Raw genomic sequence first — 14,270 nt, forward strand, 5'->3', positions numbered from 1 at the left:
GACACCGAACTCCCGCACCATCGACATCACGAAAACATAACGAGGGTTCGCTTCTGTCACCGTTGTATCACGACAGAGCCCTGTCCAGGGCGAATACGGGCGATCCGACGTGGACGGCCGTCGTCCGGTCCCGTGTCCGGCGGCGAATCGACCGCCGGTCGAGTCTCGGCTCCGGGCCGAGCGGGGCCCTCCCGGCATCCCCGCGGGTGTGAGGTGCCACAGACCGGGGTGTGTCAGTTCTCCTCGGCGACCCGGACCACCAGCTTGCCGAAGTTGCTGCCCCGGAGGAGGCCGATGAACGCCGCAGGCGCATTCTCGAGCCCGTCGACGATGTCCTCGCGGTAGGCGAATCGGCCCTCTCGGATCCACCCGGACACATCACGCTGGAAGTCCGCGTACATCTCGGAGACGAACTCGCGCTGGATGAATCCGCGGATCGTGAGGCTCTTGACCAGCACCCGGGTGAAGAATCCCGGCAGCCGATCCGGCCCCTCGGGGACCCCCGTGTCGTTGTACTGCGCGATCAAGCCGCACACGGGAACTCGCGCATACAGGTTGAGCAGCGGCAGCACTGCCGCGGCCACCGCACCGCCGACGTTCTCGAAGTACACGTCGATGCCGTCGGGACACGCGGCGCGCAGTTCCTCGGCGAAGTTCGGGGACCGGTGGTCGACGGCGGCGTCGAATCCGAGTTCGTCCAGCAGGTAGGCACACTTCTCCGGTCCGCCTGCGATCCCGACGGCACGGGCGCCCTTCAGTTTCGCGATCTGCCCCACCGCCGAGCCGACCGGACCACTGGCCGCCGCGACGACCACCGTCTCACCCGCCTTCGGTTGCCCGATCTTCAACAGGCCGGAGTACGCGGTGAAGCCCGGCATGCCGAGAACTCCGACGGCGGTCGACAGCGGCGCGGCGTCGCGGTCGAGTGTGCGGAGTTGGTTGCCGTCGACCACGGCGTGCGACTGCCAGCCCGCATACCCGAGAACGTAGTCACCGGTTGCGAAATCCGGGTGCCGGGAATCGACCACCTGCCCGACGGTGCCACCGACCATGACCTCGTCGATCTCGACCGGGTCGGCGTAGGACTCCGCCGCACTCATCCGGCCGCGCATGTACGGGTCGAGGGACAGGTAGATGACGCGGACCAGCACCTGACCGTCGGCGGGTTCGGGCAGGTTCACCGCCTCGAGCCGGAAGTTGTCGGCGGTCGGCGCACCGTCCGGCCGTGACGCGAGGACGATTCGGGTGCTCTGAACGATGCTCTCCACACTCACTGTGCGCCTGCCAATCCGTGTCGGGCCGGTATCGTTCGCCAGCCTACCGATTTCAGAACAGTTGCTTCTTCTGCACCTTGCCCATCGCGTTGCGCGGAAGCGACTCGACGACGCGGATCTCGCGGGGCCGCTTGTGCACCGACAGTTCGGTGGCCACATGCTCGATCAGCTCGGATTCCGACACGTCGTCCCCCACGACGAACGCCACCAGCCGCTGCCCGAGGTCCGGGTCGGGAAGGCCGACCACCGCGGCTTCCCGCACACTCGGGTGGCCGAGAAGAGAGGTCTCCACCTCCCCCGCCCCGACCCGGAATCCGCCCGACTTGATGAGGTCCGTGGATTCGCGGCCGACGATGCGGTGGAACCCGTCCGGGTCGATGACGGCGACGTCGCCGGTCTTGAAGAAGCCGTCGTCCGTGAAGGATTCGGCCGTCGCGTCGGGCCGGCCCAGATAGCCGTCGAAGAGCATCGGGCCCCGCACCTGCAGACCGCCGATGGATTCGCCGTCGTGGGGGACGTCGCCGCCGCGCTCGTCGCGCAGCCGGGTCTCGACGCCGCGGACCGGCACACCGACCCACCCCGGGCGACGCTCGCCGTCGGCCCGGGTGCTGAGCGTGAGCATCGTCTCGCTCATGCCGTACCGCTCGATCGGTGCGAGCCCGGTCAGCTCGTGCAGCTTCTCGAACACCGGCACGGGCAACGGGGCGCTGCCCGACACCAGCAGTCGCGCACCCGACAACGCGCGCGCCGACTCGGGGTCGTCGGCGATGCGACTCCACACCGTGGGAACACCGAAGTACATCGTTCCCCGTGCCGCGGCGTAGGCCGCCGGGGTGGGCTTGACCGTGTGGACGAGACGGCTGCCGATACGCAACGGTCCCAGCACACCGAGGATGAGACCGTGGACGTGGAACAGCGGAAGTCCCTGCACCAGTGTGTCGTTGCCGGTCCACTGCCAGGCGTCCGCGAGGGCATCGAGGCCGGCGGCGACGGCCTTCCTGCTGATCAGAACCCCCTTGGGCGGCCCCGTGGTGCCGGAGGTGTAGAGCACGAACGCGATGTCCGACTCGGGCGGCTCCGGGTAGCTGTGCCACGACCGGGCGTGGACGCGGACCGGAACGACGGGCAGGCCCGCCGCGTCCGCGGGCGCCTCGCCCAGCCACGCCTGCGCGCCGGAATCGCGCAGGATGTGCTCGAGTTCGGCGGAGCCGGAATCGGGCGGCACCGGCACCGCGGTCACCCCGGCGATGAGGCAGCCCACGACGGCGAGGACGGTGGTGACGGTGGGGGTGGCGAGGATCGCGACCCGATCCGCGCGTGCCACACGTTCGGCCACGGACGTCGCCGCACCGAGCACGTCGCCGCGCGACAGGGTGGTGTCGCCGATCCGGATGGCGTCGGGAATGTCGGCGCCCTGGGCGACGGCCAGAGGGTTCAGAGATCGCAGCAGCACACGGTCAGCTTCTCACAGGGCCCGGACGTCACAGGGCCCGGACGCGGTCCGGTGGGTCTCCCGGTGGCGGACTGACGGTGGCCAGCGCCGCGCCCAGCAGCGCCCCGGTCAGAACAGCCAGTCCGTGGGCGTCGTCGACGACCACCAGCAGGACACCGGCGACGACGATGCTGCCGCTCGCGGCGAGTGCTCGCCGCTCCTTGGACTGCATCACCACCAGACCGGCGAGGGACGCGGCCAGCGCGAGCGTGGCACCCGAGTTGCCCGCGCCGGGCGACGGGAACAGGAACGCGGTGAACAGGCCGAAGATGATCTGGCTCGCCACGAACAGCAGTACGGCCCGCGCTCCACCCCAGACCCGGACCGCGAGCGGGGCCACCCAGGCGAGAACGAGCAGATTCACCACGGTTCCGGCCAGTCCCCCGTCCTGCACCGCAACCGAGGTGACGATCCGCCACCACTGGTGGTCCCGGATCTGGGTGGGGTCACGCTCGAGGGCGTCGAGGACTGCGGGGACGACGAACTGCAGCAGCGACGGCACCGCGATCAGCAACCACAACACCACCGCGGTGCGCGGCGGACGGGTGAGCCGGACCTCGCCGATGCGCGTCGAACCGAGCAGCGTCGCGAGTACGAGAACGACCGCGAAGAGGACCGCGCTGGTCCATCCCGCGCCAGAAGTCGTCACCGCGAAACTCTACAACGGCGCGCCCTCGCGGGAACCGAACCGCGACTGCACCGGTCAGTCCCGGGTGACCACCGAGCGCAGGAAGAACCGCAGGTTCGAGGGACGCTCGGCCAGCCGCCGCATGAAGTACGCGTACCACTGACTTCCGTACGGCACGTACACCCGAACCTGCTTGTCCTCGTTCGCGAGCCGACGCTGCTCGACGTCCCGGATCCCGAACAGCATCTGGTGCTCGTAGGCGTCCGCGGCGCGGCCGGTGCGCCCGACCAGCGGGGCGACCGCGTCGATGACGGCCGGATCGTGCGAGGCCACCATCGGGTACCCGGATCCGTCCATCAGGATCCCGAGGCAGCGCAGATACGACGCGTCCACGGCGGCGCGGTCCTGGAAGGCCACGGACTCGGGTTCCCGGTACGCCCCCTTGCAGAGCCGGACTCTCGAACCGGGGCCGGCGAGGGCACGGCAGTCGTCCTCGGTGCGTCGCAGGTACGACTGCACCACCGCACCGAGCCAGGGGTAGTCGCTGCGGAGTTCACGCACGATCGCCAGCGTCGAATCGGTGGTCGTGTGGTCTTCGGCGTCCACGGTCACCCACACCCCGGCCGCCTCCGCGGCGGCGCAGATCGTGCGGGCGTTGTCGGTGGCGATCCTGCGACCGTCGCCGGCGAGTGCCAGCCCGAGCGCCGACAGTTTCATCGACACCTCGAGGCGGCGAACACCCGAAGTCCCTTCCGCGGCTTCCGGTAGCGCTCCGAGATCGGCTACGAGCGCCAGATATTCGTCGACCGTCGCCTGGGCTCCGGCCGCGTCACGCGTGTCCTCACCGAGGAAGTCGATCGACACCGACCGGCCCGAATCGAGGATCTCCCGGACGGTTGCGAGCGCCGACTCCCGGTTCTCCCCGGCGACGAAGCGGTCGACGAGTTTCCGTGTGACGGGGGCGCCGGTGACCGCCCGTTTGACGCGGGAAGACCGGGCCGCCGCGAGGATCGCCGGGCGCAGCGGATTCGCCAGAACCGTGGGCGCTTTCATTCCGACCCCATGTGCGGATATCGGTAATCGGTGGCGGGGACGAACGTCTCCTTGATGGTGCGGGCCGACACCCACCGCAGCAGGTTGAGCTTGGACCCGGCCTTGTCGTTCGTGCCCGAGGCGCGGGCCCCACCGAACGGCTGTTGCCCGACGACGGCACCGGTCGGCTTGTCGTTGACGTAGAAGTTTCCGGCGGTGAACCGGAGAGCAGACGTTGCCTGCTCGACGGCCTGGCGGTCGTCGGCGATCACCGCACCGGTCAGCGCGTACGGGGCCGCCGAGTCGACCGTGGCGAGCACGTCGGCGAACGCGTTCGGCGCCGAGTCGTCGTACACGTGCACCGTCAGGATCGGACCGAAGTACTCGGTGGTCATCGCCTCGTCGGCTGGGTCGTCGGCGAGGAGCACGGTGGGGCGGACGAAGTAGCCGACGCTGTCGTCGTACTTGCCGCCGACGGCGATCTCGAGGCCAGTAGCGCTGCGGGCGCGTTCGATGGCCGCGACGTTCTTGTCGTACGCACGCCGGTCGATGAGGGCACCGCCGAAATTCTCCAGATCCGTCACGTCACCGTAGGTGAGGGCGTCGACTTCCGCGGTGAACGTGTCCCGCATCCGCCGCCACAGCGACTTCGGGACGTACGCACGGGAAGCGGCCGAACACTTCTGGCCCTGGTATTCGAACGCGCCGCGGATCAGTGCCGTCCGCAACACGTCCTCGTCGGCCGACGCGTGCGCGACCACGAAGTCCTTCCCGCCGGTCTCCCCCACCAGCCGGGGGTAGCCGGCGTACTTCCCGATGTTCGCGCCCACCTCGCTCCACAGATGCTGGAACGTCCGGGTCGACCCGGTGAAGTGGATACCCGCGAGGCGAGGATCGCTCAGCAGCACCTCCGAGACCGCCTGCCCGCTGCCGGTGAGCAGATTGATCACACCCGGAGGCATTCCCGCAGCCTCGAGCAGCTTGATGGTCCAGTACGCGGCGACGGTCTGCGTCGACGACGGCTTCCAGATCACCGTGTTGCCCATCAACGCGGGCGCGGTCGGCAGGTTGCCCGCGATCGCGCTGAAGTTGAACGGCGTGATGGCATAGACGAAGCCCTCGAGCGGACGGTATTCGAGCCGGTTCCACACACCCGGTGAGGAGATCGGCTGATCGGCGAGGATCTGGCGGGCGAAGTGAACGTTGAAGCGCCAGAAGTCGATCAGCTCGCACGGCGCGTCGATCTCCGCCTGCTGAACCGACTTCGACTGGCCGAGCATCGTCGCCGCGGCGAGCGTCTCGCGCCACGGCCCGGACAGCAGGTCAGCGGCGCGCAGGATGACCGCGGCCCGGTCGTCGAACGAGAGGGCCCGCCAGTGCGGTGCCGCGGCCGTGGCCGCCTCCACCGCCGCCGACGCGTCGTCGTGGGTGGCGCTGCGCAGTGTGCCGAGCACGGCGGCGTGCCGGTGGGGTTGCACGACGTCGACGCGCTCGCCGTTGCCGTGCCGGTGTTTCCCGCCGATCACGTGCGGGATGTCGACGGGATTGGTGGCGATGTCGGTGAGTGCCGATTGCACTCGGGAACGTTCGGGACTGCCCGGCGCGTACGTGTGGACCGGCTCGTTGGTGGGCACCGGAACCTGGGTGATGGCGTCCATGCTGCCTGCCTCCTGCCCTCAGATCGTGAGGAACTGCGACCGGGACCGCGGGCGGACGGGGACACCCGTCCGAGCGGAACCCTTGAGCCCAGGTTAGCGCCGGATGGGGGTACTCATCCGGTTTTGACGCGCGGGTCGGCTGGCTACCATCGGCACATGGCCGAACAGAATCGCGTGTCACCCCGATCCGAGATCGTCGCCATTCCACTCCGTGGCCGGTTCATGGGGAACCGGGGCTGCCTGCACCGCGCGCACACCGTCGTGCGCAACCATTCCGGCAAGCGGTGGATCATCTGCGTCACCGACTACCCGGCCCGCACCGTCGCCCAGTGGAGCGAGGGCCATTACACGGTCCTGTTCTTCCACGACGAGGCGGTGGCCCTCGCGGCCGGGCACCGGCCGTGCGCCCTGTGCCGACGCGAGCGGTACAACGACTTTCGCGCCGCCTGGCAGTCGGCACACGGGGGCGGGCAGCCCGGCGCGGACGAGATGGACGCCCGGTTGCACGCGGAACGGCTGGTCGGTTCCCACCAGCGCACGCACGAGGCCCCGTGGTCGTCGTTGCCCGACGGCGCCTTCGCACTGTTCGACGGCGGCCCCGCCCTCGTGCTGGGTGAGACCGTCGTTTCGTGGTCGGCCGAGGGATACGGGACTCCGGCGAACCGGCCGACCGGCACCGCCACCGTCCTGACACCGCCGCCCACCGTCGCCGTCCTCGCAGCCGGCTACCGCCCGGACGTCGCGTAGGACTGGTGGTGTGCGGTATTCGAAAGGTGCGGTATTCCTCCACCGTGGCACGTGGGTCAGCCCGGCGCATCTCATGCGTGACCCCGGCATAAGCGATCCGGTGTGACCGTCCACCCTGCGGCCGAGAGCCATCGTTGAACCGGCTCAGTCAGGTTGCCGTTCTTCGCTTGCTCGGCGAGTGTGCCGGCGAGGATGGGCCCGTCGCCGCAAATGCTGCAGGCGACATCGAATGAAGGTTGCCCGGGTTCGCAATACCGACAGTGGTGACGGCTGGCGACTGTCCCTCGGTGGTCGGGATCGGCGTGGAGCCAGGCCACCACGAGGTCCGCAGTTTGGTGCGCTACCTCGGCGCGAGTGGTGGGTTCATGTCCACAGGTCGGGCACGTCCGAGACGTCGGCAGCGGTGCAGGTGGATCGGCGACTACGCTGATCTCCTGCGTAACCGGCGCGATGTCCACGCGCTTGTTCAAATGCCCATACACCGTGGTGCGCGGCACTTTCAGCATGCCCGCCATCTGCGCGACGGTGTGTTCCCCCGCGTCGTACAGGCGTTGAGCGAGTTCGATCTGATCCGAGCTGAGCTTCGAGGGCCGGCCACCCTTCCGGCCGCGGGCAAGGGCGGCGGCCAGGCCGTCGCCGGTGTTAACCATGACCGGCCTGACGGCAGTGACGTTGTCGCCACCATCGACCCGGGCGGTTCGATTGTGACCAACCGCGGGGTGTTAGAAGTCGCACCTGAGGTGTCCGTTTGTTCACCCTAGGGCTGGTGCACCTTCCGGTGCGTGAGGACGAGGGTTGTCCGCAACCACGAGGGTGTTCCCAACCGAAGGGATGCTCCAGACGATAGAAGAAGAATCCCAATGACCGAGCCAGGAATACCCTGGGCAACAATCATCGAGAAACTGCGGTACGGGCAGATGACCGTGGCCGAAGCTGCCGCAGCGGCGAACACCACCGTCGCGACAGTCGAGGCGGAGCTTCAGACAGCAGCTTTCCTCGGAAAGCACGGCCCCGAAGCTGCGCAGATGGCCGAGAAGTTCTTTGAGATGCGCAAGTTCGTAGACGCTAAGAACGCCGCCCAGGCCGCTCGGGCGGTCCAGACACTCAGCCGGGGCGCCAGGCTCGCCAATAGTGCCGCCCAGGCGGCCCGACCCTTTGGTGTCGTGAAGAGGGCTCGGGAGGCACGGCTGCTCCTTGGCCTCAGCGGGCCCGCTGTGGTTCTCCTTGTCGTCGGCATCGCCGCGATCGGCCTGATCGGTGCCGTTTACGTGAACTACGGGAACACCCCGGTCCAACCCGGCCCGAAGATGTTGAACCGCCCGGCCGCCCAGATCGAGGCGCCCGATCCGGGGAGCGAGGTGGCCGCCCCGGTCGAGCCCGCACCGGGTCCGGAAGTGCCTCCTGAATCCGTATCCGATCCGCCCGCGCCGGTTCCCGTACCGGCTGCTGCGCCGGCGCCGCCAGCTCCCCCTGCCCCCGGCCCCGCAAATTCTGCACCCGGTGATCTACCTGCTGAGATCCCCGATCCTCCGGCGGATCCCGCGGCGGCGGCTCCTCCGGTGCCCATACCGGCCCCGGTGATAGCACCCGTCCCAGTGCCCTCGGCCACCGAACCGGGCCATGACGAGACGGCACCCGCGCCGCTCGCCCAGCCAGTTCCCGCACCCCCGGTCGAGGCCGCTCCCGAGCCCCCACCGCAGGGCCCTGTCCAAGGAGGGACAGCGCCAGCGCTCGTTGCACCGGCTCCGGTGCAACCGATGGCGGGCACGGACCAACACAGTGCGCCGGATCCCGGCACCACCTATGGCGGGACGGACCCCGGCACCACCTACGGCGGGACAGACCCCGGCACCACCTACGGCGGGACAGACCCCGGCACCACCTACGGCGGGACAGACCCCGGCACCACCTACGGCGGGACAGACCCCGGCACCACCTACGGCGGGACAGACCCCGGCACCACCTACGGCGGGACAGACCCCGGCACCACCTACGGCGGGACAGATCCCGGAACCTATGGCGCGACGGACCCCGTGAATCCGGGCTACACCTACACCCCGGACTGTGCTACGCCCGAGAAACCCTCCCCGGTGTGGTGCCACGGGCTTTGACCCGACGGCGACATCCCGAGCCTTACCCAAGGTTCGGGGATGTCGCATATGCGGCCAGGGTGCCGTTCAGGATTGGGCCGTTCCCAGCGCCCAGACACGGCTGCGCACGTCACACAGCACGGGGAGGCTGGCGAGGTTTTGCCGCCGCAGGTGGTACTCGGTGCGGTGGTCAGGGTTCTGGTCTGCGCTGGAGACCCGTGCGTAGCCAGCGCCGGGGCAGGGCGGGAGAATCCTACCGCCGACGCTCACCGCAGTTCCCGCGCGATCGCTCGGGCCGCGCGGCGAGCCTGCTTCGCCGCGAACCCGATCTGCGACGGCCTGGGCATGAGGTTGCCCCCTTGGAGTGGACACCCCTGACAATGGTTCTAGGAGAGCCAGGAGGGATGTCGAGGTGGGACGCCAGTCTCTGTACACAGAGGAATTCCGGAAAGACGCGGTCGCGTTGTACCGCGCGGCCGACGGTAAACGCACGTACGCGGATGTGGCCGCGGATGTGGGCGTCAGTGGCGAGACGCTACGGACGTGGGTCCGCAAGGACACCGCCCGTAACGCGCGGTCGCAGGACCGCAGTACCGGCGCCGACGGGACCGAGGCGGACGAGCTCGCGCGCCTGCGGGCGGAGAACGCCCGGCTACGGGGTGCGGAAAAGGAATGGCAGCTCGAACGCGAGATCCTGCGCCGGGCAGCCGCGTATTTCGCAAAGGAGGTGAAGTGAAGACCCGCCGCTGGGACTTCATCTCCGACCATCGCGCCGAGTTCGGCGTGCAGCGGCTGTGCCGGGTGCTCGGGACCTCCCGCTCCGGCTACTACAAGCACCTGGCCACCGAGGATGCTCGCGCCGACCGCCAGGCCGACGAGGCCACGACGGTCGCCGAGATCCGCGCCATCCATGCCAAGCACCGCAGCGCCTACGGCGCCCCGCGGGTGCACGCCGAACTCCGCTCCAGCGGGCGCAAGATCAACCGCAAGCGGGTGACTCGGCTGATGCGAATCAACCACGTCGTGGGCCGGCACCTGCGCCGCACCAAGCGCACGACCATCGTGGACAAGTCAGCTCCACCGGTCCCGGATCTGGTGATGCGGGACTTCACCGCTTCGGCTGTGGATACCAAGTGGTGTGGGGACGTCACCTACATTCCGGTGGGCTCGTCGTGGTTGTTTTTGGCGACGGTGATCGACATCTGTTCACGTCGGGTGGTGGGGTGGTCCATCGCCGACCATATGCGCACCGAGCTCGTCACGGACGCGATCGAGATGGCGGTGCGCACCCGCGGTGGTGATGTCCATGGGGTCGTATTCCATAGCGATCGCGGATCTCAGTACACCGCAAAGGCTTTCGGCGATGTATGCCGCCGTCATGGGATCCGCCCGAGTCGAGGCCGGGTCGGCTCGAGTTACGACAATGCTCTCGCCGAGTCGTTCTTCCAAGGACTCAAGAGGGAGTGGCTGCACGGACGGAGTTGGACGTCGAAGTCGCAGGCACGGCTGGAGCTGTTCGAGTGGCTCTCGTACTTCAATCGACGTCGCCGTCACTCCGCGCTGGGATACCTCTCCCCGGTGGAGTTCGAACAACGACTGATCGCGTCGTCTACGCTGTCAGTTGCCGCATGAAATCCGGTGTCCACTCTCAAGGGGCAACCTCAGGCACGAACCCGATGAAACGCAACCTCTCGGCGGCCGGCTTTTCACCGGTGGCGTGCGGCCAACCTCGCTCGTCCAGTACGCCGAGGTGCCCGACCAGCTTTTCGAGTTCCTGGCGGAACCCCGTCGCGCAGACCATCGCCTCCGGGTCGATTCGCACACCGTCCACCAGCCACACGCTGTCCGCGTCGAGTGACTCGACTCCGCGAACGACCTCGATGGACCTGTCTCGGATCGCGGCGATGAGCTCCTTGTCGACGATCGCCGGTGCCACGCCGAGGCGGGCGCTGCGGGCGAAGATCCCCTCGTCGGGGATCGGTAATCCGAACTCGCGCAGGTCGCCGATGCTCCTCTCCCGGCCGAACCGAGCGATTGCGTCCGCGATAGGGACCGGGGCATGGTAGAGCGGCGTCGCGATGAAGTCTCCCGGCATGCCACCAGGTCCCTGGCGGAGCATGATGTTCGGCGGCGTGCGAGCCGAAAGCCAGACCTTTGCCGCGCCTCCGGTGGCGAGGTCGTAGGCAATTTCCATGCCCGAGCAGCCCGCTCCCACCACGAGGACCCGTTTCCCGTTGTACTGCGAGGGATTCCGGTACTGCGAGGAATGAACCAGTGCACCCCGCCAGTCCCCGCGTCCGGGCCAGTCCGGGACGAAGGGCTCATGATCGAAGCCGGTCGCGACCACCACCTCGGCAGCGTCGACCGAACCGGCAGCGGTGGTCAACCGCCAGTGCCCGTCCGTTAGGTCGAGCCGTTCCACCGGGCAGCCCAGGCGCAGCTCGATCCCGTCCGCACGTGCGTGCCGCTCGAGATGCTCGATCACCTGTTCCCGCGTGGGAAAGGTCGGTGTGCCCTTGGGGTAGGGGCGGTTCGGCAGGTGGGAGAACTGCCTGCCGGTGTTCAGTCGCAGCCGGTCATAACGAGTGTGCCACGACGAACCGACTTGGTCGGCTCGGTCGATCAGCAACGGGTTGATGCCACGGTCGGCGAGGGCCACCGCCGCCGCGACCCCGGAGGTGCCGGCACCGACGATTGCGACTTGATGCTCGCTCATCGTGTGCTCCTTGGGTGTTGTCTTGTTTCATGCGGTTTCGGCGACAATGACGCTCATCGGGCCGGTGAGCGAGCGATGGTCGTGGTCGCGCCAGCCAGTGTCCTGCAGCCAGGCGATGCCTTCTCCGGCGCTGTAGACGTCGCCGTGTTCGAGGTGGACCGCGAATTCGCCCGCCATCAGGGCGGCCGCGACCGGGTGGGTGTGGGTGGGGTCGGTCCAGAAGTCGGCAATCAGCAGCGTGGCGCCGGGTGCGGCGACGTCGCGAATGCGTTGGAGCAGCGCACGATTCTGCTCCGGCGACCAGTAATGCACCAGGTTCGCGACCAGGAAGGCGTCGTATCCGGCGGGCAGCGGGTCGGCCATCGCGTCGCCGGCGCATACGTCGATTCGCCCCTCCAGCCCGACCGACGCGATGCGGTCCTGCGCGGTCTGGGCAACCGCCGGCAGCTCGAACACGGTCGCGCTCAGTTGCGGGCAGTGGCGGGCCACCGCGATGGACCAGGAGCCGGTGCCGCCGCCGATGTCGAGGAGTCGATGACTGCCGGACAGATCGACCGTGTCCGGCAGGGCGAGCGAGGGGCCGGCCGAAAACGCCTCGACACCGATCGAGGCGATGGGTTGCAGGGCGGCGTCGAGGTCGAAGATCTGGCGTTTCGGCCCGCGGGCGAGTGCGCCGGCCAGGTCTTCCCACGCCGGGAAGCTGATCTTGTCCCAGAACCGCAGCAGCGGACGCAGGTCGGCGGGCGATCCGCCGGCGAGGAACGCGGCCGCCGTCTCGGTATTGACATACTGTTCGCCTCGGCGTTCGAGCATACCCAGCGCGACCATGGCGTCGGCGCTGATCCGGGTGGCTCGGGCAGTAAGCCCGGTGCGGGCGGCCAGGCCATGCAGGTCGGTGGGGCCCTCGCCCAACGCCTCGAACAAACCGAGTTCGCTGGCGGCGAAGAGGTGTTTGGCGGCCATGAACCCGGACGCCAGCTGCATGATCGGCTCCGGGTTAGGCAGGTCGTGGTCGGTTTCGGCGGAGGTATGGGCTGTCATCGTCATGAAACCAGCGTCGTCGTTGTCGGTTCTGCGTCATATCCCTGAATCCTGGGGAATTCACCCAGATTTCTGGGGTAGGCAGCCCTAACCTGCTGCGATATACTCCGGACATGGCGCAGAGCTTGCTGCCACGCGTCCGCGATCAAATCTCGCGTGCCGCCGCCGACCAGCTGGACTGGGTGGGGTACAGCGCGCGAATGAGCGAGGCCCTGCGCACGGTGATTCCACATGAGCGCTGCTGCTGGCACACCGTCGACCCGGGCACCATCTTGTTCACCGGCAGCGTCAACCGGAACGTTGGGTGTTCCGGATCCTGGTTGGCGCACTACGAATACGAGGTCGAGGACGTCGGCAAGTGGGCGTTTCTTGCGCACAGTGGCCGCCTGGCGGGTGCACTGAGTCTGGATACCCACGGAGATTTGTCCCGCAGTGCACGGCACCGTTCGCATGAGGCGTACGGAATCGGCGACGAGCTGCGGGTCTCCCTGGTGTCGGACGGGGTCTATTGGGGTGCAGCGGCATTCCTGCGCGATGCGGGTGCGCCGTGGTACACCGCCGAGCACGTCCGCGCATTAGCCGCGCTGGCGCCCGCGCTCGCGACCGGTCTGCGACGGTCGATGCTCCACGAGGTCGAGGCCGCCGTGACGACCGTGGACTACGGCCCCGGCGTGGTGGTCTTCGACGCCGCGGGCAACCCGGAGTCGGTCTCACCCGCCGCGGAACGCTGGATCGACGAGATTGTCGAGGTTCCTGCGCCGTCGACGCCGTTCGAATCGAAGGTCGTGCAGGCCATCGCGGCCCGGGCGCGGGCGATCGAACCGGGCACCGATCCGCTGGAACTTGCCGCGCGCTCGCGAGTACGCACGCGATCCGGCGCCTGGCTGTTGCTGTACGGGACCAGGCTTTCCGGCGTCGAAGACGGACGCACCGCCGTCATCATCCAACCCGCGACGCCGCATGAGATCGCGCCCGTCATTGCCATGGCCTACGGACTGTCCCAACGCGAATGCCATCTCACTGCGCTGTGCATCCAAGGGCGATCGACAAAGGAGATGGCGCACGCAATGTCGTTATCCGTCTACACAATTCAAGACCACATGAAGTCGATCTTCGACAAGACCGGGGTGCGCAGCCGCGGGGAACTGGTGGGGCAGATATTCCTCGAGCACTACGCGCCACGCTGGGAGCTTGCGGCATCCCCGCCATCCGGATGGTGGGCGAAGGGCATCAACTGAATTCGCCGAACTCTCAGCTGTGCGTATCTGCTTCACCGCCAATGGCGCGCCAACCAAGAAGGTTCACCGCCCGAACCATCTCTCCTTCCACGACGCCGGCGCTCACCGACAGTTTGCCGTCGACCAGGAAGATGCCCCTCGCACATTCTGTCGCCGCCGCAGCGAACGGAGGTGGCCCCGATTCCCTCCGTTCGTCCTACAAGCCCAATCCCAATTCACACGACCAACGGCGGCTCCGCGAGTCCGGCAGGCAACGCCATATAAAGCCGCGAAATCAATGCCACTTAACTCCGTGAGTCACAGCCATCAGCTTGTCGAAACGTGCAGTGGGCTAGGGTTTTCGACATAGTTTCT

12 protein-coding genes are annotated in these 14,270 nt (G+C 68.1%); 4 read left to right on the forward strand and 8 right to left on the reverse strand.

What is annotated here, in order from left to right; genetic code table 11:
* Nucleotides 1-233: 233 nt before the first annotated feature.
* The 5 genes from GO592_RS19955 to pruA are packed head-to-tail and all read right to left on the reverse strand — an operon-like array spanning nt 234 to nt 6,084.
* Nucleotides 234-1,274, reverse strand: coding sequence for an NADP-dependent oxidoreductase (locus GO592_RS19955; protein WP_039951972.1), 1,041 nt, complete (start codon nt 1,272-1,274; stop codon nt 234-236).
* A gap of 52 nt (nt 1,275-1,326) precedes the next feature.
* Complete coding sequence (locus GO592_RS19960; RefSeq protein ID WP_007298748.1) at nt 1,327-2,727, reverse strand: acyl-CoA synthetase; 1,401 nt, start codon at nt 2,725-2,727, stop codon at nt 1,327-1,329.
* 28 nt (nt 2,728-2,755) lie between these two features.
* Nucleotides 2,756-3,415 (reverse strand): rhomboid family intramembrane serine protease, encoded by a 660-nt coding sequence (locus GO592_RS19965; RefSeq protein WP_007298749.1) that lies wholly within the window; start codon nt 3,413-3,415, stop codon nt 2,756-2,758.
* A 54-nt stretch (nt 3,416-3,469) separates the two neighbouring features.
* Nucleotides 3,470-4,447, reverse strand: coding sequence for a proline dehydrogenase family protein (locus tag GO592_RS19970; protein ID WP_005565396.1), 978 nt, complete (start codon nt 4,445-4,447; stop codon nt 3,470-3,472).
* Nucleotides 4,444-6,084 (reverse strand): L-glutamate gamma-semialdehyde dehydrogenase, encoded by a 1,641-nt coding sequence (gene pruA / locus GO592_RS19975; RefSeq protein ID WP_005263015.1) that lies wholly within the window; start codon nt 6,082-6,084, stop codon nt 4,444-4,446. The genes GO592_RS19970 and pruA overlap by 4 nt, the downstream gene beginning before the upstream one ends.
* A gap of 156 nt (nt 6,085-6,240) precedes the next feature.
* On the opposite strand from pruA, the gene GO592_RS19980 reads away from it, so the two are divergent.
* Nucleotides 6,241-6,831 carry a hypothetical protein gene (locus GO592_RS19980; RefSeq protein ID WP_007298750.1) on the forward strand — a complete coding sequence of 197 codons (591 nt, stop codon included), beginning with the start codon at nt 6,241-6,243 and terminating at the stop codon, nt 6,829-6,831.
* A 71-nt stretch (nt 6,832-6,902) separates the two neighbouring features.
* On the opposite strand, the gene GO592_RS19985 is transcribed toward GO592_RS19980, so the two are convergent.
* Nucleotides 6,903-7,481, reverse strand: coding sequence for a helix-turn-helix domain-containing protein (locus GO592_RS19985; RefSeq protein ID WP_007298751.1), 579 nt, complete (start codon nt 7,479-7,481; stop codon nt 6,903-6,905).
* Nucleotides 7,482-7,691: 210 nt separating this feature from the next.
* Here GO592_RS19985 and GO592_RS19990 point away from each other — a divergent pair, with 210 nt between their 5' ends.
* Both GO592_RS19990 and GO592_RS19995 read left to right on the forward strand, forming a co-directional pair.
* On the forward strand, nt 7,692-8,942 hold the full coding sequence (locus GO592_RS19990; protein ID WP_172650334.1) for a hypothetical protein: 1,251 nt from the start codon (nt 7,692-7,694) through the stop codon (nt 8,940-8,942).
* A 391-nt stretch (nt 8,943-9,333) separates the two neighbouring features.
* A protein-coding gene (locus GO592_RS19995) for an IS3 family transposase (protein ID WP_202714945.1) occupies nt 9,334-10,553 on the forward strand; the annotation gives its coding sequence in 2 pieces (ribosomal slippage) (nt 9,334-9,586 and nt 9,586-10,553; 1,221 coding nt in all).
* Between the two features lie 16 nt (nt 10,554-10,569).
* Here the strand turns inward: GO592_RS19995 and GO592_RS20000 are convergent.
* Both GO592_RS20000 and GO592_RS20005 read right to left on the reverse strand, forming a co-directional pair.
* Complete coding sequence (locus GO592_RS20000) at nt 10,570-11,637, reverse strand: flavin-containing monooxygenase (RefSeq protein ID WP_007300273.1); 1,068 nt, start codon at nt 11,635-11,637, stop codon at nt 10,570-10,572.
* Between the two features lie 27 nt (nt 11,638-11,664).
* On the reverse strand, nt 11,665-12,684 hold the full coding sequence (locus tag GO592_RS20005) for a methyltransferase (protein ID WP_007300272.1): 1,020 nt from the start codon (nt 12,682-12,684) through the stop codon (nt 11,665-11,667).
* A 107-nt stretch (nt 12,685-12,791) separates the two neighbouring features.
* On the opposite strand from GO592_RS20005, the gene GO592_RS20010 reads away from it, so the two are divergent.
* Nucleotides 12,792-13,916, forward strand: coding sequence for a helix-turn-helix transcriptional regulator (locus GO592_RS20010; protein WP_007300271.1), 1,125 nt, complete (start codon nt 12,792-12,794; stop codon nt 13,914-13,916).
* The last annotated feature ends 354 nt before the right edge of the window (nt 13,917-14,270 follow it).

This window comes from Rhodococcus sp. 21391, from assembly GCF_016772255.1.
Classification (GTDB): Bacteria; Actinomycetota; Actinomycetes; order Mycobacteriales; family Mycobacteriaceae; genus Rhodococcus_F; species Rhodococcus_F opacus.